Origin of the sequence: Neisseria sp. Ec49-e6-T10 (genome assembly GCF_051132615.1) — a bacterium.
Taxonomy (GTDB): Bacteria; Pseudomonadota; Gammaproteobacteria; order Burkholderiales; family Neisseriaceae.
The window spans coordinates 2,843,673-2,868,538 of the sequence record NZ_CP152375.1 but is presented as its reverse complement, the minus strand read 5'-3'; the positions used below and the strand labels follow the sequence as shown (position 1 = coordinate 2,868,538).

Below are 24,866 nucleotides of genomic sequence, written 5' to 3'. Positions count from 1 at the left end.
CTTAACTTTATTTTCATCAAACATCACCACTCTCTTTTAATTTTCTGTACTTTTATTTTTTAAATTGTTTGGGTGTACAGCCAGACCATTGTTTAAAAAATGTGGTAAAAGCACTATCGCTAGAAAAATCTAATAATTGTGCAATATCGGTATTGTTTTTTCCTGTAGCCAATAGTTCAACCGCTTTAATAAAGCGCCAACGTTGGCGCCACTGTTGGTAACTCATTCCGACTTCTCTATTAAAAATACGTCCAATTGTTTTTTCTGACGCGCCCACATAAGTTGTGAGTTTGGTTAATGTTGGTGGCAGCAACGCCAACGACTCAACCAAGGGCTGTAACCGTTTATCTTGAGGCAAAGGTAATGACATTTGCTGTAATGACGGTCCATTAAGCCAACTGAAACAAAGCGAAAGCAGATGATATGGATCGCCTTTTTCCCAATTTGTTTTAAATGGCATAAACGCAATTTGCTCTAATACTTCTTTTATTAAAGCAGAAGTATCATAGATTGCTACCTCTGTTGGCATACCTTGATACACTTGAGCATCAATATAAATAGAACGATAATCCACGCTATTGTACATCACAACTCGATGCATGGTATTAGGCGGAATATAAGCAACACGGTTAGGTGATAAAATGCTGAGTATCTGACCTGTCATAATATGAATTGCGCCGTGCTTGGCAAACAATAATTGACTATGCTGATGTTGATGTAACTGGGAATCATGCTTACCAAAATCGGAAGCAACCCCAATCACTGGGGCAATCAAGTCATCTAAACGCAAATGTGTTTCATAAGGTAACCAAGCCATAATGTCTGATTTTTGATACTTTTAGTCTTTTTGTTTGTAACTTCAATTATACAATAAACTTTACACTGTGCCCTATTCATAACTGGATAGGATGCTTGGTGAAAAAATTTTATTTATTAACTGTTTTGGTGATGTTTCCACAAATTGTTGAAACCATGTACAGTCCTGCATTATCAACTATTGCTCTTGCATTTGAGGTACCAGCACAAGTTGCCGCTCAAACCTTATCGGTTTATTTTGTGGCTTTTGCAGTTGGTGTCTTTTTTTGGGGAAGAGCTGCTGATCTCTACGGGCGACGCCCATCATTACTGGGCGGCCTACTTTGCTATGCGCTAGCCTCATTCATTGCTTTAGTGACCCATGATTTTACTGTTTTATTGATTGCTCGAATCATATCTGCTTTTGGTGCTGCGGTAGGTAGTGTTGTTGTCCAGACTATTTTACGAGACAAGTATCAGGGTGATGAATTGATCAAGGTATTCTCTTTAATTGGTGTTGTACTGGCAATAAGTCCCGCCATTGGCATGTTAAGTGGTGGGTTACTCAATCAACACTGGGGGTACCAAGGCGTTTTTATTGCTCTGTTTCTCTTCGCTATCACGTTATTTATCTTCAGTGCAAAAAACATTGAGGAAACAAAACCAATAAAGATACAAACGGCGTCTTTTATCACAACCACAGCAAGAATGTTGAAGGACAGGCAACTTTGGCTAGCAACTGGACTCATTGCCATATTCAATATAAGTGCTTTTAGTTACTACACAGTTGCCCCTTTTATTTTTGAACGCTTAGATGCATCAGGCACTCTATTTGGCTATACAGGAATGATGATGGCTTTTGGGTCAATTTGTGGTTCTCAAACAAATAAGATTGCCTTATCTCGAGGAATCAGTAATCAAATACTATTTTTATGTGCCCTTATTTTATTATTAATTAGTTCTGTCACAGTATACCTGCTTAGCGACTCTTTATGGTTTGTGGTACCCATGATGTTTATTATGATGAGTTACGCCATGGCGATTCCGATTATTTTAGGGGTTGTACTCAATCATTATCAAGATTGTAGAGGTACGGCGGGCGCTGTTTTAGGATTAGCTTACTATCTGTTGATTGCGATAGGGCTAGGTATTTCTGGTTGGTTACAAAACTTAGGGCTGGTTCAGATTAGCTTAAGTTGTATGGCATTATTATTGGCACAAATCTACTTAAAAAAGATTAAATTAACTGCTTAAGCACTTTTTTGCCATACAAACAAACACATTTTGCTACTTATCTGCCCTGATTTAAGTAGCAAAATGAACACTCATGAAATTAAATTAATTTAAAACCAGCTCTAAAAACACACACAATATCACGACAGCCACAAAAACACCTGTAGCACACAAAAGTGGAACGCCCCAAGGTTTTCGTTCATAAGAATCCCCACAATGCTCACGAACATATTTTACTTGAGATCGTGCTGAGGCAAAATACCAAACAATTAAAACAATAAAAGCAGTATTTATTGGCGTAAAAATGGCAACGACTGCCGAAACGATACTTACCCAAAACCAAATTAAGCTCTCTTTTTCTTTTTCGGGCATCCCCAAGGCACGCCAATTTAACATATGTAAGTATGCACCAAAAATAGGAGAAAAAAGAAGGCACCAGTTACATGCTGCATTCGGATTCCAAAGTGCTACATCATTTTGGTCATGCAGATGGTGGGGTTTCCTTAAATTAGCCTCAGGTTTAAGGTAAGGGTTATGATGATCCATAATAAAGAATCCTTTTGTTGATTAAAATAATAAATATGACATTAAAATGGTATTATTAATATACAATATTATTGTGTTATAAAAAAACATTTTATCTTTATTATTGAGTTAAATGAAATAAAAAAGAGCAAGCCACTATAGTGCATACTTGCTCTTTTGTTAAGCTAACGGCAAAAAAGGGGTTAAAAACTATACTTCACCCCCATGGTTGCAGAGAGATTACTATAATGCTGGCTCCCCTTTTGAGCAGCAATATTCAACCAAAGATTGGTGTTTTTATGAATATTACCTTCCAAGCCTAGCTTCAATTCCCCTATAGATTGAGCACCATCTTGCTTCACACCTATATCATCAAATGAAACTTGGTGAAGTTTGCTGTTATGAAGCCAGTTAGCTTCGGCAAATACTTGTAAGTTAGACTCATTTGCCGTGCTGTTGGCCATAATGGGGTATTTCAATAAGGATGCCCTCACCCCCAAACGGGTTTGAAGGTTCCCATGATCACTGACTACTTGCGTACCGTTGTTTTCGGTATGATCCTTTGCCTTAACCCCTCCCCAACGCAACTGTGCTTTTGGTTGAATAAAAATATCCGAATTACCCCATTTACCAAGCCCGAATGTATAGCCTGACTCAATAGAAGCAGTTAAGCCACTTAGCTTATACTCTTCAGAAAATTCTTTGCCTTCAACTTTTGCATTAAGGTCATTCCATAAAGCCCAACTGTCTACATAAAGACCTGTTTTGTCCTCATTATTATGGTACCAAGTACCGTATATTCCGTAACTGTACCCATCAACCTTACTATCTGCTGTACGCCCATTAATGGTAGACGAAGACTTATTTTTACTGTCGCCATAACCAGCCATCACACCTAAATGGAAACGGTTACTGTCACCAGAAGACCATTGAGCAATATCCCCACCAATTTGGGTCACATTCATACGGTTTTTCATAGACAACGAATTTTCACCCGCCCGTAGTTTGCCATAATTATATTGATGCCTCATCCACACACTTGACGTTCTTTTTTCACCCGTAAATAAATCGGTATATTGCGTTTCACCTAAACGATCATGTAAACGTAAATCAAACAAATTATTGGCGGCAACCAAGTTGGTAATATATCCCCCCACTTCTGGTCTAAATGTTTCATTACTCCATAAATAAATGCTGTTTTTACGATATTGTTCATTAGAGCTGGTTGCATTACTGCCTGTTTTTGTGGCGATTTCATTATCAATTTGCGCGCCAGTCATCACAGCATAATCATAAGCACCTGCAATAATTCGTCCTGTTTTTTCAAAACCAGCATTATTTTCGCCTTCTATTTGAACCAGCAAAATGCCTTTTTCTGTTTGAGCACCAAGTCCGCCCATATTATTGACTTTAACAAAGCTGTGCCCTGATGCATCGCCTTGAACTATTAATTTATTAATAGGCGAATCATCACCAGTCAATATGCCATTAAAAACCAAAGTTCCAGATCTACCTTCATAATTACCTACAGTCACTGTTTTATAATTGCTTCCAGAAGGAGCAACATTAGGCTCATTACCAACATAAAACACACCTGAATTGACAATGTTGCCGGCAAAACCAGCATGATCCAGACCGATTAAAGCGGCACCTTTGGCAATATTAATTTGTGAAGCCAAATAATGATCACTGCTTAAATTATTATCACCATTAAATTTTATGGCACCACTTTCTATATTAAAAACACCTTGAAAGTCTTTGGCCTGAGCTAAATTAAAGTTAAGTGTTCCTGTATTAAATTTATTAACTTGCCCTGTTCCAGAAAGGTTGCTATTGGTTAAGGCTCCATTAGTTGATAAAGATAAGTTTAAAACACCGTTTTGATCAATTGTGCCATGACCTAAACCAGCATAGGCATTTAAATTGACAGTAGCACCTTGATAAATGGTCGTATCTGCAAATAAATTCGTGTTGTCTCCCAAAATAGTCACTGTTGGAGAATGAGTGCTTAATGCGCGAGTACTATTTGCGCCAATGACAAATTGTCCATTGCCATATAAAGTTTCAGCACTAATAATAGATTGAAGCTGTTGATTTCCTGTCGTGCCATCTAAACCACTAATCACCAATTTCCCGTTATTAAAATCGACAACTGACTCATTATTGGTCATTAAACTACCCACCAATTGCTTATAACCATTTAAGTCAAATTTAGTATTTGAAGCTAAATGCAATAGACGGGTTGTCCCTAAAGCATCATCTGATCTAGATAATAAAGTGCTCGTATCTTTAACATAGGTAGCTCCTTTATAATCATTGGCACTGCTTAATGAAACAGTCTTATTCCCTCTAATTTGTAAGTCACCATAGGTAAATGTACCATCTTCATTATCATAGTTTGTGATTAGTGCACTAAAGTCTGAACCACTAGCACTGCTACTATTTGAAGCATCTAAGACCAATGCATTTCCTTCACCAGCTTGATTATTCTGCGCCTTTAATTCAACTTTTGTTAAACCATAACCTGCATATAACCCATCATTATTGATACCATCTTCAGAAGTATATAATCTGACACCATAAGAGGCTCTAGCTACAGCTTCGTTTTGTTGGTAAAGGTCAACACGTGCATCTGGGTCAATGGCTTGTCCATTTGCATCAACCAAATTCAGATGGGTAACGTAGCCTGCACCATTAACGTTTTGTGCTGTTACTAATGTAATATGTGTTTCACTGTCGTCTTGCTCAAGTAAGGTTTTGCCTGATGGAATATCAACATGGTAGTCTTTTAGATCCACCATAATTGTACCGCCACCACCATTATTCTTACTTGTTAAGGTAAGTGTATTGTCAACATTAATATTATGGTCTGCTAAAGCATCACCATCTTTTAAGTCTATGTCACCAAAATTCAATGTACCGCTATTAACGGTTAAACCACCTATATTTTGTGTATTTTCCCCCACATTAACCAAACTGTTTTCAGAAACTTTAAGTGTGGCCTCTGCTAACATTTCAGTATTGTTTTTAGTGGTATTATCAAGCAGCTGATAAGTTGAGTTCGTTAGTTCAACCGTGCCTTTAAAAGGTTGATTAATAGCCGATTGTGTAAATGAAAACTCATTTTCTCTATTGGTTAAATTCACAACAAATAAGCCTTGGCCTAATAGCTCTTTATCAAATGCCATTTGTGTGTGATCGTTATACTTTAATACACTATTCAAATCAATTTGATAAGTGTCAGTACCATTGAGCAACACACTATTTAAAGTAAGGTAACTGTTCCCTTGAAGGCTGACATAATCCACATTCTTAATGGTATTTTCATCGCTAATTTGATAGTTAGACCCAGAACCAAAGGTTAACTTATCATAACCCTCACCACCATCAATATGGCTAAATTGACTGGCTGGTGCGGTGCTGTCGTTACCAACAACGGTATTGACTGTGAACTCATCATCCCCCTTGCCTGTTATGAACACATTACCTTGGCTATTGGTGGCTAATTCGACTGTATTGCCTTTGTTTGTGGTTTGGTCATAACCGAGTAATTGAACCACACCATTAATTTTACCCGTTGATGTATTTTTAAAAGAAATGCCATTACTTGTTTCACCTAAAGTAATAGCATATTTGTTTTTACTGTCATCATTACTGTCTCGAGTAAAATCTGTACCATTAAAAGAGCCAAATAATATGTCACCACTATTGCTAAATGATTTTATATAACCATTATTTAGATCAACAATAGTAGAAGCTAAACTATTTGAATGTAAAAACCCAGATTGTGAAGCGTTTTGTGTTTCGCCTTTTATTTGAAGTGCTGCTTTCCCTTGCTCATCAAATATATTCACACTTGCTGATGTGACCACATCTTGCAAAGAGTCCACATAAATACCTGTACCATCTGCACCAAAAACATTGATGACAACATTCTGGTAACCTGTATTTTGAATAGCATTTTCTGTTGACCCAGTAACCACACCTGTTTGTTTATCTATACCTTCAAACTTAATGCCAGTACCAGAACCATAAACGTTAATAGTGCCTTTATTATTTGCGCCTTGCATGCCCACACCAGAGTGGATACCAATTCCATTATTCACGTCAATTTGAGCATTATTAATCAATTGGATATTACTAATACCTGCTTTATTTTCAATACCATTACCCACATCATTGCTTGCTTTGCCATTTAAATCCAAAACGGCACCATTTAATACAATACTGGCAGCAGGATGATAAGGGTTATTGATATCATCATTTTCATAAAAGCCATCAACAAATACACCATGGGCACTTCCTCTGGCTTGAGTTGTGCCTGAACCAGTTAATTCAAGTGCAGCACCATCATACACACGATATGCTGCTGTACCATCTAAAACAGAAACAACTGGTTTTAATGGATCTGTAGGTAAAACGTTTTCTACCCTTGCTTTAGAACCACTGCCACTTATATCTATTGCTGTTCCGTTGACAGTAATATTGGCACCTTTTAAGTTAATCAGCTCCCCACCATTTTCAATTTTGATGCCAATATTTGAATATCCATTAGTAAAATTAATGGTTCCTGCATCAATTGTTCCGTCAGCATTGGTGACACCATGAATCAATTTGCCACCATGAGTAACATGGTAACCAATACCATCAGTCACCGTAACATTAGGAGGTGTTCCATTTATCGTTGTATCAATTAATTTTGCGGAACTATTTAAAGTAGAAACATATGATGTGCTTTCTTGTCTGGTATCACGGTTACCATCTAAGTCATAAAACCAACCATCAATTTTTGCTAAAGTGGCACCCGAACCATTTAAACTAATGTTTGTGCGGTCTGTAATCGTGGCTTGAGCCCCCCCTTCCACACGAACACCTTTTGCATCTTTACCATTCACACTCAAAGTAAAACCGCTTAAATCAGCTTGTGTTGCGACAATTTTACTTCCCGCAGACAATCCATTTGTAATGACCATTAAGGTTGAGTTTTCCGCTCCGTTTGAGTCTAAATGAGACAAAGCATTATTTGTGCTTTCAATGGTGTCAGAAGAGAAAACAGACCCTCTCTCAATTCTGAATAAAACGGTGTTTTTACCACTGGGCTCTAAGGAGATATTTTGACTGCTGTTATACACTAAAGAACCTGAACCGGTAATGGCGGAGATTAAAAAACCAATTTGATCAGAATTATTGGCACCAAAAACAATACCTGCTTGATCATTAATCTGAGCTTTTGCGCCATCTCTAATATGCACACCAACAGCACGATCAGCATTCATGGCAATAGAAGCTGTACCATTCATAGTAAATTGAGAGTCTTCCCCTTCAACCCAAGCACCAAAATTTCTAAGAGATGTTTCAAGTAAAGGATCTGCACTATTTTTGATATTTTGACTATTCAAATTGAGCTGACCATTTAAGGTTACTTGGCCACCATTTTGAATATAAAAAGCGGTACTGCCTGTATCATTTAATTCAACGGTACCATTTACTGTAGCTTGCCCACCTGCGCCAACCCAAAAAGCCCTATTATCATTTCCACGAAGTGCCTCATAACTGCTGTCTAAATAATCAGAGATATGATTAGAAACGTCTGAGTTATTGGCATTAAGGGTAACAGTAGCATCAGAAGTATCTTTATACTGGCCACCATTTACTAGCCTAATTGCAGTTGATGCTTTAAGATTTCCTGCAAAATAGATATCTCCTTCATTATTTAAAATGGCCTGACCACCATTACCATTGACATCTATTCCAGGACTTACATATTCAATATTCGATAGCATTCCACCACTGCCAACAGCAGGTTTTCCAGGGGCATTTTTAGTATAACCTATGTAAATGCTTCCTGTATCGCTATTTGTATACTGAGAGTTGTTTGTCACTTTACCAACATTGGCACCAATAATGATGCTGTTGTTGATGCTTTGCCCACCATTAATTGCATGAGCGCCTCCTGCTGTACCATTATTAATAAATGAAGCACCATCCTGAACAATGGCAATACCACCAATAGTCGAATTTTCCTGATTATCAATAGTAGAAGTTGAACCGCTGACAACGGCATTACCAAGAATTGTTGAACCATTATGATTATTAATTTGGCTATTTGCACCAAGGTTCACACTACCACGAACAATGCCATCATTGTTGACGACAACGTTATTGCCACCAGTAATAGAGCCAATTTCTGCAATGTTACCACCTATATTATTATTCTTATTATTGACTGTACCATTAACAATACTGACAACGCCTGTAATTTTACCTTGGTTATTAACCGTATTACTTGTATTGTCAACGCCACCTTTTAAAGTCACATTACCATTTATTGTGCCTTCATTTCCGCCAAGGTTTTGAGCAACATTCACAATTGACTCATTGGCAATAATAGCATCACCACCATTTGCATCAATTTTGCCATTAATATTAAAAACATTGTTTGAAGAGGCTGTAAAGTCACCTTTAATCACCGTACCTGAGCTGACGTTTTTTCCATCTGCATCAGCCACACTGTTGGTAATTGAACCATTAATGGTAACGGTAGAGCCACTGCCCTCTACCCCAATAAAATAATTATCTTTGGTTAAGGCTACACTTATATCAGAGTCGCCAGGCTTAATTCTATTAGCAAAATTGGAATCTAATGCTTCAAGCTCATCTTCTGTGAATTCTCTTTGTGCAGATATTTGCCCTTTTTGAGTGAGCGTATAAAAACCAGAAATCATCGAATTATAATAAGCCTGCATTTCGTCTTTTGTAGAGTAATCAAGTTGAGTTTGCAGATCTTTTTTAATAAATTCAATGAGTTGATTATTGTATTCATTAAATTTTTCAACTGAATTAATCACTTCTCCAGTAAAAGGGTTAACTTTTCCTACCCATTTAACTTCATATAAAGTGGTTGTGTTATTTACAGTTAAGTTATTATTGAACTCTTTAGCTTCGGATTTACCACCACCTGTATAATAATTTGTATTGGCATCATAAGTTAAATTAGCACCATCCTTGATAGAAATAACACCTGAAGCATTTTTGCTGATCGCATTAAGCACTTCATTATCTGTATCTATTGAGGCATTTGGATCAGCTGCATTTGAGCCATTTTTAATGGTAACATCTGCATCAGCAGCAATGTTAACCATGCTCATATCACGGTATTCGCTGTCTTCACCAATAGGCAGATAATATTCAAAATTGTGATTAATATCTGAAAGTACACCATTAATTGTGGTCATACTTAAATCACCCTTAACATCAAGAGAAACCCATTTTCCAGAAACAGGATCGGTATACCCTGATTTTGTGTCTGAAATAGTTAGATATTCTGAATGATCTCCATTCGGGTCTAAAGAGCCTGTTGTAATCAGTTGATAACCATTATTGGTATAATTTGCAATGGCTGCATTTGCTGAATTTAAAGCAGCTTGGGCTTGTGAAAGTTCTAAATCGGTCACTTCGCCATTTTGATGTTTGGTATAAATAGCATCATAATTTTTTTGTGCAGCTTCTTTATTCGCATTTGCTTGAAATAAACTACCAAAATCAACACTCACTGAGATATTGTTCTTATCTGCTTCACTACCCTTTTGGGCACTTCCTAGTGCACCATTACTTAAATCGATGGTCGTCGTGCCAGAAACATTAATCTGACCAATTTTATTATCATTATCTGTAGGGTTGTATCCTGAATTGATCTGATCAGCTAAAGCATTTGAAGCAATAAAACCAAATAAAGCACCTAGTACCATCTTTTGCAAACGGCCTTTTTTAGCACCTTTTGCTAACTCTGATGTAACAACCGTATGACCAGTGGTGCGACTTCTTACAAGTTTATATACTTTGTTCATTTAAGCTTTCCTAGACCAAATTAAGGTGCATATTTATTCTTCACAAAAATAACCGTCAAGCTATTAAAATAAATTTACATACTTATAATAAAAAATATTCAATTCACCCAATATTAATCGAAAGCATAAATATTATCAATGGCTAAGTTAATGAACTTAACATTAAAAACTTTTAACCGCTTAAATTACAACAAAAAAAATAAATAATTTAAAATAAGATTAATTAAATCAATTCAATGAAATCGATCAGAGGAAACCAACTTATTATTTTTTTAAATAAAAACAATATTTTAATTAAAAACTCACCTAAAAATGACATCACCAACCAAAATCACCTCATTCTTAAAAATAAGAAACATACATTAATTTAAGCACCTTAATTCTGTAATCAATGTGATCAAGATCATACCTATATGTGCATGAAAAATGTACCCATTGGAGAAGAGGCGGTGTTGCACAAGGCATTGATGGTATTAAATACCTTGCTACAGCGAGCGGTTTTTGTTTTCCAATTGATTTCAGTAATTAAGATGTTCTTCTTTGATAAAACTAATGAAGACTAAATTTTGAGTTCTTAAATGTAAAATACAGCAACTCTTGCAAAGTACCAGTGAAACACAGAGGACTGATTCATTTAATCAGTCCTCTGTGTTTGAGCGTTTTCCAAATTATTTAATATTATCAAACGCATAGATTAACACTGTATTTTGGGTTTAAGTTAGCTCAATAATTCAGACACTCCATTTAATATAACTATTTTGATCTAGAGCGTTTAAATTGGCTACCAATTATATTTTATACCTATATTTGCGCCATATTGTTTCGTAGATTTACTGCCCAATGCACCCTCTATTTGCCCATACGCTGTTAATTTTTCATTAATAGCTATTTGGCCACCTGTTTTAATTTCATAAAGGTTTTTCACTTTATCACTATGAAGACGTATTTCATTCATCATGATATGGGCTTGGTCTGAATGATGCCAATAATTAAATGTAACAAATGGTTGAAACCCTTGTTTTTTTCCTTGGATACGGACACCAACTCTACTGACCACATTATTCTCATCACTCATGTGCACTCTGGTACCATCTTTTTCGTTATGGTTCTTTCCTTTAAAATTATTGTATATAAACTGTAATTGTGGTTCAAGTTGCCAATAGGTATCTTCTGTTTGTCCTAGAATAAAACCATAGCCCGCCTCTACTGAAAGAGTATAGCCATTGCTACTGAATTTCTCGCTATGACGTATTCCTTGCCCCTTAACTTCATTATCAAACCAGTTGTACTGTGCATAGGCATCCACATATAAACCACCTTGATTCATTGTTTGATCATACCATGTGCCATATAAACCTAGGGAATAACCATCCGACTTACTTTTGGCATTATTACCTGTTAGTCTTGAATTAGAACGTATATCACTATTAACATAACCGCCCATAATACCTAAATGAAACTGTTCATCCTGATAGATATCAGAGCCTAGATGGATTAAAGCACGATCATTTTTATTATCAACATGCCCTTCGGATTTAGATTTGGTATGAAGATATTCTAATCTTGCCCAAGCTGTTTCATATTGATTATCTAACATTTGTTGACGATCATGAAAACTATGATTAAAAGCGCCCTGATTTTCAATAAGACTTAAATAACTGCCAGATTCTGGCCTGATCATAGGTTCTGGATCAAAAGGTGTTAAATACGATGTTAAATACCAATTTTTATCATCAGTACCATTAATCTCACTTCCACGCCCTAAACTATAATCATAAGCGCCTGCAACAATTCTGCCATTTTGTACAAATTCACCATCTGATACGCCTTGTACTTCAATCACCTCAATACCTTGAACTGTTTGTGCCCCTAAACCACCTATATTATTAACAGATACTTTTGTGGTACCTGTTGTATCACCCGTAATAATCAATTTATCCGTTAAAGAATCATCCGCATTTAGCGCCGTATCCATTATTAAAAAACCATTTTGCCCATTATAATGACCATTTATTGTCCATACATCATTTAAAGTCTTATTATTAGATAAGTTTATGGAACCTTCATTATTCACATCAGCCCAAATATTTTGGTTACTCACTGCTAACTGATCAGTTGTTTGTAATAATGAGCCAGCACCTATATTTAAAATATTGGGATTAGTGGTCGCTGTATTAGTAGAGAACAACTGAGTATCAGACAAAGCCAATGCAGCACTGCCTGTTAAATTAATGGTATTCCAATTGGTTACATCCAAACCTTTTCCAGCTTGAACCACATCATTGGTATAACCATTAAAACTTAAATCATGAATACTCAACTGTCCTGTGTTATTAGCTGTACCATCTGCTCCACCGTCTATTTGTGCCAATTGGCTAATATTTACATTTGAAGCAAGTAATGCCCTGTCTTGTCCTGTTCCCATTTTTACAATCGGTGTTTTCAATATACCACCTGTTGCTTGGAAAACATCATTACCAGATCCCATATCAATACCCAAACCTACACCACCATCAGTATCAGGCGTTTCCATCACACCTGATCTCAAATAAACTTCATCATTACCCCCCCTAAGATCTATATGTCCATAAATCTTGCCATTACCTTCAACGATAACAACCTCTTTACCACTATTACCATAAATTGCCTGATTTCCATAAAAATCAGCATTAGACATACTATCAAGTACCCCTTTAATAGTGATATGAGTTTCAGAATCAGAAGAATTAATGGAAATAGCGCGAGCACCTTTAACAGTTGCTTTATCACCAATATTAATTTGACCAATTCCTGCTCTATTAGCATCTAATAGACGAGTAACAGCAATATCTTCCCCTAAACTAATTAAAGCATTATTATAAAACCATATACCACTACTACCTTCAGAATCGGCATCAACAATGGTTTGTCCTGTCGAAATTAAGGTAGCATTATTACTTGCTGTTATCGACTCCTTATATTTGCTGATAATAAAAAGATCAGCAAACTGAGCTTTTGCAGTATCTACTATAACTAAAGTTGATGTTGTTTGATTTTGAACATGATTAACAATTGAGGTAGAACCTTCTACTTTTACTTGACTATTACCCGTTATATTCAATGCACGCCCCGTAGTCGATCCTGAAAGTACTTCAAAATGAGCATCACCTTGAACGGTTAAATTCCCATTTGCTACGAGCATATTATTAGATGTATTAGTCATTTGAGACTGAACAATTAAATTACCTTGTACATCCATATGCCCCGCTAGTATTTCGACTGTATTATTTGCACGATTAGCAGCTGTAATACTGCCATTAATAGTGACATTATCATTAAACTGGACACGCCCACTATTTGTTATAGAAACAACAGTTTGTGTACCATTTTGAAGAAACACATCCATACCAGTAAAAGTTAATTTGCTATTGCTGTCTTGTGCGGTAACTTTAGAATAATAATTATCACCGGCCACCATACAATCGCTACCAGCTGAAGCAGAAGTATAACCACAAACAGCATGCGTATAAGGTGCCAGTAATAAGGTAATAATGCTTAATTTGGTTGTAGGTATTTTTTTCATAACAAACCCATATAAATATAATTACGATTACATAATAAAACAAACAATAAAAAAAATAAATTAATTTCAAAAAAATATAAATTTATAATATTTTCATAAAAAAAAATAAAATTATATTTATTAACATAAAGTTATGAAAATCAACAAAATAAAATGAAATTATAAAAAATTTAAATTTATAGAAAAATATTTAATAAAAACAAATCAAATAATATAAATTTAATTACAAATATTCAAAAAATACAAATTAACTTATTTTTCAATAAAAAAAAGACCTGTTTAAACAGGTCTTTTTTTTATACTCCACAAATTATTTTCTGTTACCAAACATATAACGCAATCCACCATTAAACTGCCAGCCGCGCCAACCAGCATCACTTATACTGTCTTGCCAAGCAAACTCAGCATATAAAGATAAACGTTTATTGATTTGACCAGAAACACCACCGCCTACCTGCAAAGACTGACCATAACCACTCACAGGAAAACGGTACGAACCAATCAAAGCATCACGATTACCATTCAAACTTTGCAAATAATTGGCTTTAAGATAAGGGGTAATCATGCGTTCTGCATCTGTTTGAAATGGACGAGTCAAACGAAAACCTGCTCGAATAATATTTTCTGTCTGTCCACCTAAACTGGTTTTAATACCATCTTGGTCATTAAAATCATCAAAACGTAAACGCTGCCATATATATTGTAATTGAGGCTCAAAAGTAAAACCCGATTGCCCTAAGGCAAATGGATAACCTACTTCAACTGAAGCGGCATAGCTGTGTCCATCAATAGAAGCCACATCTTGAGCATAATAATCGGTATGGGTTTTTCCATCGATCATACCTGCTGATAGCACCGTATCCACATACCAGCCGTTTTTATTTAAATAAGTACCAATTAACGAGATGCTTCGTGTATCTACTTTAGTGACACTTTTTCCATCTACTGCTTCTGGTGTGATTTTTGAATGACCAAAGGTTAAAGCGCCACCAAGCCGAATCACAGAATCATCAGCATCATACAACAAAGTACTACCACCTAACTGTACAGCTGAATAATCATGATCTGTATCAAAACCATAATTTTTAAAACCTATATTGTTTTTATAGTCAAAAGTACCACCATAAGCCCTAATGAAAGTTTCTCCACGTAAAGAGGTATCAGAATCTCTTACTTCACCTAATCGGCGATGTAAACTGTCTAAATCCTGTAGCCCTGCATTAAATAAAGCATTAGGCAAGCTGACATAGCTGGGCAACTGAGGAACAACTTGCCAGCGTCCATCATCGCCACCACCACTTGTTGAACCACCAGGATTAGTACCTGGGTTTGTTCCCGGATCAGTACCTGGGTCTGTGCCAGGGTTTGTTCCCGGATCAGGAATCTCACCTGGAGGTAAAAGAACAGCACCGACATAAGCATGTTCCAAACGATAATCCCAATAACCATTTGGATTGCCAACCAAATTTTGCTCTGGAGAAGCTGAACCATGGGTAGAATTTGGCCCAAAAGCATAGAGCTTAAACTGAAAAGCTGTACCACCTGTTACATAACCATTCATGGTAAAAGTGTTTTCAGCAGCATTGCCAGACACTTGAACCACAGAAACACCACTTTCTGGCAAAATACCCTCTTCATCGTCATTAATATCACCAGCTAACTTATTGAGCATGGCATTGGTTGTTGCATTGACAATATTCACAGAAGTTGAACCAGATGCATCACCACGAATCAAAAGACGATCAGCCTTTTGATTGGCTAAAGCGCCAAGGTTCACCTCTTCTAAAGAAGCACCTAAAGTCAAACTGCCATTATTACCAACATAATTACCATTAATATTTAAAGTATTACCATAAGGTGCACCAGAACTTAAAATGATTTTTGAATGATTAATCAATGAACCATTTACATTTAATTGAGCCGTTGCAGGCGCCCCCTCAAAAGCATAAGCACTACCTACATACAGCTCCCCATTATTGGTTATTGCACCATTAATTTGGCTGTCATAACCCACCATTTGTGTACCAGAATTAATAGCCACAGTATCAGTATCCAATACTGCGCCAGTAAAACCGGGAGAACCAATGATAAGGCGACCACTGGATACAGTTGTTGCTTTAGCTTCTGTTCGCCCTAATAAAGTCCACTGAGTACCCGTCATATCTAAAGAAGCAAAATTGAGGAAATCATTACGCGCTTCCCCCTCACCTTCAAGAATAATCTGACTAGACCCACCACCTAAAGCAGAACCGACCAATTTAGCACCAGTTTGCAAGGTCAAGGTACCGCTACCTGTATTGAACACCACTGAGTTTGTACCACCAGTAATGGTGCCAGCAGTAGTAATTTGAGCAGAGCCATTTTGGGTCCAAACCCCATACTGCCCACCACTAATCAAGCCACCCTGAGCATTAAATAAAGTGCCTCCTGACGAAAACTCCACCCCTGTTCCAACTCCGGTGCCACCAGTAACCGCTTCAATTGTGCCACTATTGACCACTGTTTGATTACCGTTAACCATCTGCACACCATGAGACGCACCAATGATACTGCCATCATTACGTAACCGAACAGTGCCACCATTAAGATAAACACCAGTACTGGGCCCACTGGTATTGGTAGCAATAATCTGTCCTTCATTAATGACTTGATCTGAACTATTTTGTAAAAAAAGACCATAATCAGCACCTTTAATAATGCCAGTGCTCATATTTTCTAAACCACCACCAGCCCTTAAATCTATAGCTGAACCACCAGTAGTCTCTATTGTCCCACCATTAATGATATGGGTAGCTGAATTAACAGAACTAACCCCACCACCTGCACCTAAAACATGCCCACTGGGTACATTAGTAAAAACATTACCATTATTTAAACGAATAGCAAAACTATTCGCATCAGTACTGCTGATAGTGCCAGCATTACTTAATTGCCATTGTTGATTAACCCCTGTTATGGCCTCACCATTAGTAACACTGACATTCACACCAGTTCCTACAGAGGCCTCTGGCCCACCAGTTAAAGAGTCTAAATTAACAGTTGTATTACTATCAGAAATAACAACTTCTGCCTGTGCTCGGCCAGACATCAAACAAACCATGGCAACAGCCAAAGCTATAGATGTTCTTTTTGCTGTATGTGTCATACACATCCCCTTTGATTCCGATTTAAATTTGTTATAAAAATATATATCACTATTTGTCTGATTTTTATCTATTAAAAAACTAAATTTTAAATTTTTTATTTATTAAAAAAGATAAAAATAGATAATTTTTTTAATATTTTATAATCAAAAAGCGAATACATACCAATCAAATAAAATAATCTTCTTCATTTAATAATTTAATAAATCTATCAAAAAACCATAAAAAATTAATCAAAAAATAATAAAATCAATCAAATAAAAAAACAAAAGGATTTAAAAAAGAAATATAACAACTGAGAAATAAAGAAAAAAAATTGACCTTCAAAAAATAGAAACAAAAAACGAAGGGATTTATTAAGATCACGATAAGGATAATATCGTTATTACAAGAATCTAATACCGTACTTATATTTATTTTTGATATAAATTTTAATAAAAGGGTGATCACAAATCATATAGATTACCAATCGATATTCAGTAATTTTCTGAACTCTTGACAAGATAAATGATGTTCATGTGGGCACTGCTCTATATGTTTTAAAGTGCTTAAAGCAGTTTGTAAATGTTCAAGGTTTACCATGAGCTCTTCAATTTTTTTTCTCAATAAACCTCTATTAACGGATATTTTACTGTGACACAAAAACAGCTCTTTTATTTCATCTAATGATAATCCTGATTTTTTCCCTATCGTAATTAAAGATAAAGTCTCTATAACATCATGAGGATACTGTCTTCTCAACCCTTTTCTTCTAATTGAATGGATAAGCCCTTTATCTTCATAAAATCTTATAGTTGATGTAGGTAGATTAGTTTGTTTTGATAAAACACCAATATCTATTTCTTTTTGCATCATTCTTGGATTGACTTAAAGTTAACTTGAATTTGTATACTATGCCTTTCTACAACAAATTTGGCAACCATATATGCAAATTTTAATAAAAATCATTATTCTAGGTGTTGGCGCAACTGCCATTATGGATATGCTTGGGCATGTAAGAAATATTCTTTTGGGCATAAAATCTTTAGATTATTCTATAGTGGGAAGATGGATATTATCTTGGCACGACAGAAAATTTTTTCACCCCAATATTTGGGCAAGCCCAAAAAAACGTCAAGAAAAGACTGTAGGTTGGTTAGCACATTATTTAATAGGTGTGATATGGGTATCAATATTGATTTTTGTTCAAAATAGCTGGTTAGATAAACCAGACTTTATATCTGCAATGATATTGGCAGCAATAACATCTTTATTTCCTTTTCTCCTTATGCAACCAGCTTTTGGCTTAGGTCTATTTGCATGTAAAACCACTCGTCCAATTAAGAGTATTATCAATACCCTTATCTCACATTTTTTCTTTGGCGTCGGTATATTTTTTACAGGAAAATTATTCTATTGGATTAACCATTATCTTTCTTAACGAACCAAAACATCTTTTTGACATAAATCAATTTGACTTTCTTAAGGAACATTTATACTATAGTAATGTAAGGTGTTTTAAACAGCACAAGTGCTATTTAAAATGAAACGGGAAACTGGTGCAAAACCAGTACTGCCCCCGCAACGGTAAAACTCATTTCAATACTGCTATATCACGCCACTGTTTCTTAATGGGAAGGCATAGTTTGTAGAGTTAAGTCCGGAGACCGGCCTTATATATAAATTTGTATGAAGTATCGCGGGGAAGCGATCTAGGCAAATGTATGTTCCATGCCCTTGCAGCTGTCTACATCATTATCTAAATTTCCCTCAGTTACCTAATATAAATAAAAAAATAATTATTGTATGTTTATTTTGGCATATTGAATTAAAAGGTTTTGTTCTCCTGTCCAACCTCCCTAGGCCTTTTAATCTCAATATGCCTGTCTTTTATCTAAAAATCCAGCATAAAAAACCATCAAAACCTAAAAACAAAGGTCATTAACACAAACATTTTATTGTAAAATAAAAATGCTGTACCCTTTCTTTTTACCCAATATTCCTTTTAAAATCAGTTCTTTTAAAACATGATCAATAATAGACCTTTTTACACTCAATCAATTTACTAATTCATTGGGTGATGGAATAGGCTGACTCATATCCCATTGCTTTGTTTCCATTTTAATGATTATTGCTCTTTTCACACTTAGCCTAAGCGCTGTATTCACAGTATCAACAGATTTCATATATTTTCTGATTAAAATAAAGGATTAAAATCAGAAAGATCGGTCAATGATAAATAACAAATAAACCCTACCTATTTTCTAAACAAATAGGTAGGGTTTATTTGAACCTAATGTGTGTTGAATTTCAACACACAAAGACCTTTCTTCTAACCGAAGAAGTTTTCTAACGTAACGGATAGGTATTCTGACTTAGCTTTAGCTTTACCTAATCCTTCCCAGAAATACCCAGTGGTTTATTAGGTTTGTCAGCATTACAACAGCGAGGGCTGTGGAAGGTTTTCACCTAACTTAATCTTGATTTCCTGTTACTTATATATTCTACTTAAAAATTTTAAGTTCAGATCATTAGAGCGAGACAAAACAGTACTCGCTGATTATTTAAAAAACTTAAAAATAGTTATTTTTCCTTATACACAGATAATGGGCCTGAAGACTGTGCGGTTGGCATTAACTCAATACGATTAATATTCACATGAGCAGGTAAAGTGGCTGCCCAAAAAACTGTTTCAGCAATATCGTCTGCGGTTAATGGTTGAACATTTTGATAAAGCTCTGCTGCCTTTTGTTCATCACCTTTAAAACGAACCTGAGAAAACTCAGTTGTCCCACACAAACCCGGTTCAATGTCAGTTACACGTATACATGTTCCAGCTAAATCAGCACGTAAATTTAAACTAAATTGTTTCACAAATGCTTTTGTCGCACCGTAAACATTTCCCCCAGGATACGGGTACGTACCAGCAATAGACCCCATATTAATCACATGCCCTTTTTTACGTGCCACCATTTGAGGTAAAATAGCATGAGTCACAGAAGCCAAGGCCATTACATTGGTTTGAATCATCGTGTTCCAGTCATCAAAATTTGCCTGATATGCAGGCTCTAATCCTAAAGCCAAACCAGCATTATTCACCAACAGATCAATGTCTTTAAAAGGGCCAGATAATTGAGTTAAATAATCTAACAAGGCACTACGATCACACACATCAAGCTCTAATGGTAAAAACTGTGCGCCAAGTTCTGTTTGTAGCTCGTTTAAACGTTTTATCCTTCTTGCTGCACCAATAACGGTATGTCCCTCTTTGACAAAACGTCTTGCAATTGCAGCACCAAACCCTGCAGAAACACCGGTAATAAAAACATTCATAACTTTCCCCTTTATAATTGATAAAAAGGCTCATTACTTAAGCAATGCTAAATAATGGCGTTTTCCAAACCATATTCAGGTAAAATATACACCTATTTTGAGCCATTATGGTGATTAAACTTGCACGAATCATGCTCTTTAATCAATAACCCCTATTTAATTATGACACTATACGATATCAAACCTAAATTTCAAGACCTACTGCGCCCCATTGTCAAAAAATTATACAGTAAAGGCATTACGGCCAATCAAGTCACTCTTGCAGCCTTAATTGGTTCGATTGGTATAGGCGTTTTATTGATCATTTTTCCTTACCCACACTTATTTATTATTTTACCAATTTATTTGTTTTTTCGTATGGCCTTAAATGCAATTGATGGCATGCTTGCTCGGGAATTTTATCAGCAATCAAATTTAGGGGCATTGTTAAATGAATTAGGCGATGTACTGTCTGACCTTTTTTTATATCTGCCTTTTCTCTTTTTGTCTCAAGCATCTATTGTGTTTATTTTAATTGCTTTATTTCTGATGTTTTTAACAGAGTTTTGTGGTGTATTGGTACAAACCATTGGAGCCTCAAGACGCTATGACGGCCCTTTGGGAAAAAGCGACAGAGCACTCATTCTTGGCACCTATGGCCTGTTACTGGCAGTATGGCCAGCATCTGTACAATTTTTAACCGTTATTTTTATTTGTATTGCATTATTATGTTTATATACTTGCTTTAATCGTTGTCAAAAAGGCTTAAAACAAATATCAACACAATAAATTTATAAAAAACTTAATTTAATGTCATTATTCATTTAGAATGACAACTTATTTATCATCATAATCAATACACAATTTGGCAAAGGATGCTGCATGACAGATCAGATACAATTAAGAAAGGCACAAGACCATACTTTTATTACATCTGACGGTATTGAACTTTTCTATCGTCACTGGTCTTCTTTAAACGAAGAAGAAAATGAACAAAAAGCAATAATCTTATTTCATCGTGGCCATGAACATTCTGGCAGATTACAGCATATTGTTGATGAGTTAAATTTAACCGACACCCACATGTTTGCATGGGATGCCAGAGGTCATGGATTATCACCAGGGCAAAGAGGCTACAGCCCAAGTATCGGTCGTTCGGTACAAGATATAGATGAATTTGTCCGTTTTATTGCAGAGCAATATCATATTCCTTATAAAAACATCATTGTATTAGGGCAAAGTGTTGGTGCTGTTTTGGTTGCGACATGGATTCATGATTATGCACCCAAAATCAGAGGCATGATTTTGGCTTCCCCTGCCTTTAAAGTAAAACTTTATGTGCCTTTTGCCAAACTGGGTATTCGATTATGGCAAAAATTAAAAGGGGGTTTTTATATTAACTCTTACGTGAAAGCCAAATTTTTAACACATGACCCAGAACGAGCCCGTTCATATGACAATGATCAATTAATCAGCCGTGCCATTGCCAGTAATGTTTTGTTGGATTTATATGATACCTCAAAACGTATCGTGGCAGATTCAGCAGCCATTACCCTACCAACCCAGCTATTGATTTCGGGAGAAGATTATGTTGTTCATCATCGCCCGCAATTTCAATTTTACGAACATTTACGCAGTACAATCAAAGAACAACATATTCTTTCTGATTTTTACCATGATACTTTAGGTGAAAAAGACCGCACAATAGCCTTTGAAAAAATCAATGCCTTTATTCAAGCACTATACGCGCAAGAAAGAATCGATTTTGATTACCAACATGAAGATCGTTGGAGCCCAAGTGCAGATACCTATAGAGTATTACTGGCACAATTACCTAAGTTTTCACCCAAGGCAATATATTATCGAATGTTTGGTGTAGGACTAAAATATGTTGGCAAACTGTCAAAAGGCGTTCAAATTGGTTTAGATACAGGATTTGACTCTGGTAGCACATTAGATTATGTATACCAAAACAATCCTCAAGGTAAAAATAAATTAGGCACTTTTATTGACACACAATACTTAAACTCCCCTGGTTGGACAGGTATACGTCAACGTAAAGAACATCTGGAACAATACATCAAGCAAGCAATTGAGCTATTATCGCAAGAAAATAAAGCAGTACATATTGTCGATATTGCAGCAGGCCATGGCCGCTATGTGTTGGATGCAGTACAACATGATCCACGCGTGCAATCTGTGTTATTTCGAGATTACAGTGAATTGAATATTAGATTAGGCCAAGAAATGATTGCTATGCGCGAATTAACAGAACGAGCATCATTTGTTCATGGCAATGCTTTTGATGAAGAAGACCTTGCTGCAATAACACCTAAACCTAATTTGGCTATTGTTTCTGGTCTTTATGAGTTATTTGCAGATAATGCCCTTTTAAATGCTTCGTTAAAAGGATTGGCTCGGGCAGTAGAAGCTGATGGTTATTTGATTTATACAAATCAGCCTTGGCACCCACAACAAGAATTAATTGCCCGTGGACTGACAAGTCACAGACAAGGAGAAGCATGGGTAATGCGTGTTCGCTCTCAAGCTGAAATGGACTATTTAGTTGCTCAAGCGGGTTTTGAGAAACAAACTCAACTTATTGATCAATGGGGTATTTTTTCAGTAAGCATTGCAAAACGAGTTGTAAAATAATGCTCCAAACGCAAAAACAGTTATGGATTAGAGGGGGCTATTGGCTCTTATTACTCGCCCCTCTTTTTTTTCTTACCTACATCCCAGTCAATCAATATACGGCCACCCGAGTAAATGTAGGCTCTTTTGCTTTCAATTGGGAACATATAATCCCTTTTTGGGCATGGACAATTATTCCATATTGGACAGAAGATTTACTTTATGGCCTGTCTTTATTTGTTTGTATCTCAAAAAAAGAGCAAACCATTCATGCATTCAGACTGATTGCAGCCTCTGTTATTGCCTGTTTGGGCTTTTTAATTTTCCCATTAAAATTTAGCTTTGGGCGACCAGAAATAAGCGGCCTATTTGGCTGGTTTTTTGATCAATTGAGTTTGTTTGATCTACCCTATAATCAAGCGCCATCATTACATATAATCTTATTATGGCTCATTTGGTTGCGTTTTCGTGCTCATTTAACAGGTAAGTGGCTTGGACTGTTACATATTTGGTGTATTTTTATTGCAGTATCTGTTTTAACAACATGGCAACATCACTTTATTGATGTTTTCAGTGGTTTTATTGTAGGTGTTTTAATCAGTTATATTTTACCCATCCAAACTCAATGGCATTGGCAAAAAATTCAAGACAAAAAAGCCGCTCAATTACAACTTCGCTATTTATTTTGTGCCATTGCTTCCATACTATTGGCCTGGTGGTTAAAAAGTTGGTTATTTTCAAGTTTACTATTGTGGATTGCTTTTGACTTTATCTTGCTGACTTTGGCTTACAGTGGTTTAGGTACCAGTATTTTTCAAAAAAATACTCAAGGCAATATCAGTTTATCTGCCAAAATAGTTTTGGCCCCTTTTCTTATTGGTGCTTGGTGTGTTGTTAGCTGGTTTAACCGCAAAACACAACACTATAACGAAATTATCCCGGGTGTTTTTTTAGGGCAATACCCCAACAAAAATATGCCTAAGGTTAAGGCTGCTTTTGACCTAACCGCCAAATGGTTTCACCGTCCTTATCAAAAAAACATTGCCTATTATAGCTGCCCTCGCCTTGACCTTATTGTCCCAACAGTGGAAGAATTGACGCAAAGTGTATTTTTATTCGATCAGGTAGTCAAACAACATTCGAGTGTTTTGATTCATTGTGCACTTGGGCTGTCACGTAGTGCTTTAGTTGTAACTGCTTGGCTTTACTACAATGGCGATGCCAATACAATCGATGAAGCCATTAATCTTGTGAAAACAAAAAGGCCTGTAATATTTTTTCGAGACGAACACATAAACCTTTTACACCAATGGGCAACAACTCAACATGCACCCCAATAAAATAAGCTATCAAACAATCGCGGCTTTTGCCAAAAGTGGCTGGTATTTTGTTATTTTGGCCTGTTTTTTACTGGGGCTACAATTAAGTGTTTATTATGTAGACCAAGTACATTTTATATGGTTAGCACTTTCATTTTTTTTATGGCTCTCTATTCAATATTATGGCTATCGTCTTATTATTGATGAACAATTGTTTAAAACATTATCGCAAATCACCACTGAACAAGAAGCATGCTCTTTTGATGAAGCTTTATCTTTTATTTTAAAAAACAAAACCGAAAAAGTGTGCCAACCAAGAAGTTTGTCTTCTCGTTGGCAAGGCACAAAAAAGCTTTTGATTTATGCCACTTTGCTGCTTTTAAGCCAAGTTATTTGTTTGTTTTTGTCTATTTTTATTGGCTAATACTCGAAAAAAACCAATCAACAAATGGGGACTATATACCTATTGTCTGTGTTGTATTCAATAAACATATACCATTTAATTTTTATTTTTTTA

13 protein-coding genes and 2 riboswitches are annotated in these 24,866 nt (G+C 35.9%); of the genes, 6 read left to right on the top strand and 7 right to left on the bottom strand.

Going from position 1 to position 24,866, the window contains the following annotated elements:
• Window positions 1-52: 52 nt before the first annotated feature.
• Window positions 53-817, bottom strand: a complete 765-nt coding sequence (locus AADH04_RS14230; RefSeq protein ID WP_434777934.1) for an AraC family transcriptional regulator — start codon at window positions 815-817, stop codon at window positions 53-55.
• Window positions 818-915: 98 nt separating this feature from the next.
• Between AADH04_RS14230 and AADH04_RS14225 the strand changes: the two genes are divergently transcribed.
• Complete coding sequence (locus AADH04_RS14225; RefSeq protein ID WP_434777933.1) at window positions 916-2,049, top strand: multidrug effflux MFS transporter; 1,134 nt, start codon at window positions 916-918, stop codon at window positions 2,047-2,049.
• An 84-nt stretch (window positions 2,050-2,133) separates the two neighbouring features.
• Here AADH04_RS14225 and AADH04_RS14220 read toward each other — a convergent pair whose 3' ends face one another.
• The 5 genes from AADH04_RS14220 to AADH04_RS14200 all read right to left on the bottom strand — a co-directional run bounded on the left by AADH04_RS14220 (window position 2,134) and on the right by AADH04_RS14200 (window position 17,960).
• Entirely contained in the window at window positions 2,134-2,574 is a 441-nt protein-coding gene (locus tag AADH04_RS14220; RefSeq protein WP_434777932.1) for a hypothetical protein, read from the bottom strand.
• A 182-nt stretch (window positions 2,575-2,756) separates the two neighbouring features.
• Window positions 2,757-10,400 carry an autotransporter outer membrane beta-barrel domain-containing protein gene (locus AADH04_RS14215; RefSeq protein ID WP_434777931.1) on the bottom strand — a complete coding sequence of 2,548 codons (7,644 nt, stop codon included), beginning with the start codon at window positions 10,398-10,400 and terminating at the stop codon, window positions 2,757-2,759.
• A gap of 781 nt (window positions 10,401-11,181) precedes the next feature.
• A complete protein-coding gene (locus tag AADH04_RS14210; protein WP_434777930.1) occupies window positions 11,182-13,962 on the bottom strand; it encodes an autotransporter outer membrane beta-barrel domain-containing protein in 2,781 nt (926 codons plus the stop codon).
• A gap of 310 nt (window positions 13,963-14,272) precedes the next feature.
• On the bottom strand, window positions 14,273-17,107 hold the full coding sequence (locus tag AADH04_RS14205) for an autotransporter outer membrane beta-barrel domain-containing protein (protein WP_434777929.1): 2,835 nt from the start codon (window positions 17,105-17,107) through the stop codon (window positions 14,273-14,275).
• 460 nt (window positions 17,108-17,567) lie between these two features.
• Window positions 17,568-17,960 (bottom strand): MerR family transcriptional regulator, encoded by a 393-nt coding sequence (locus tag AADH04_RS14200; RefSeq protein ID WP_434777928.1) that lies wholly within the window; start codon window positions 17,958-17,960, stop codon window positions 17,568-17,570.
• 70 nt (window positions 17,961-18,030) lie between these two features.
• Here AADH04_RS14200 and AADH04_RS14195 point away from each other — a divergent pair, with 70 nt between their 5' ends.
• Window positions 18,031-18,525, top strand: a complete 495-nt coding sequence (locus AADH04_RS14195) for a DUF2938 family protein (RefSeq protein WP_434777927.1) — start codon at window positions 18,031-18,033, stop codon at window positions 18,523-18,525.
• Window positions 18,526-18,580: 55 nt separating this feature from the next.
• Window positions 18,581-18,774, top strand: a riboswitch (cobalamin riboswitch).
• Window positions 18,775-19,427: 653 nt separating this feature from the next.
• Window positions 19,428-19,617, bottom strand: a riboswitch (cobalamin riboswitch).
• Between the two features lie 50 nt (window positions 19,618-19,667).
• Here AADH04_RS14195 and AADH04_RS14190 read toward each other — a convergent pair.
• Window positions 19,668-20,417, bottom strand: a complete 750-nt coding sequence (locus AADH04_RS14190; protein WP_434777926.1) for an SDR family oxidoreductase — start codon at window positions 20,415-20,417, stop codon at window positions 19,668-19,670.
• Between the two features lie 162 nt (window positions 20,418-20,579).
• Here AADH04_RS14190 and AADH04_RS14185 point away from each other — a divergent pair, with 162 nt between their 5' ends.
• From AADH04_RS14185 to AADH04_RS14170, 4 genes are all read left to right on the top strand, one after another.
• Window positions 20,580-21,185: a CDP-alcohol phosphatidyltransferase family protein gene (locus AADH04_RS14185; protein ID WP_434779858.1), complete on the top strand. Its 606-nt coding sequence runs from the start codon at window positions 20,580-20,582 to the stop codon at window positions 21,183-21,185.
• Window positions 21,186-21,278: 93 nt separating this feature from the next.
• Window positions 21,279-23,051 (top strand): bifunctional alpha/beta hydrolase/class I SAM-dependent methyltransferase, encoded by a 1,773-nt coding sequence (locus AADH04_RS14180; RefSeq protein WP_434777925.1) that lies wholly within the window; start codon window positions 21,279-21,281, stop codon window positions 23,049-23,051.
• Entirely contained in the window at window positions 23,051-24,370 is a 1,320-nt protein-coding gene (locus AADH04_RS14175) for a phosphatase PAP2/dual specificity phosphatase family protein (protein WP_434777924.1), read from the top strand. Before AADH04_RS14180 ends, AADH04_RS14175 begins: the two co-directional genes overlap by 1 nt.
• On the top strand, window positions 24,357-24,773 hold the full coding sequence (locus tag AADH04_RS14170) for a hypothetical protein (RefSeq protein WP_434777923.1): 417 nt from the start codon (window positions 24,357-24,359) through the stop codon (window positions 24,771-24,773). Before AADH04_RS14175 ends, AADH04_RS14170 begins: the two co-directional genes overlap by 14 nt.
• Window positions 24,774-24,866 lie beyond the last annotated feature (93 nt).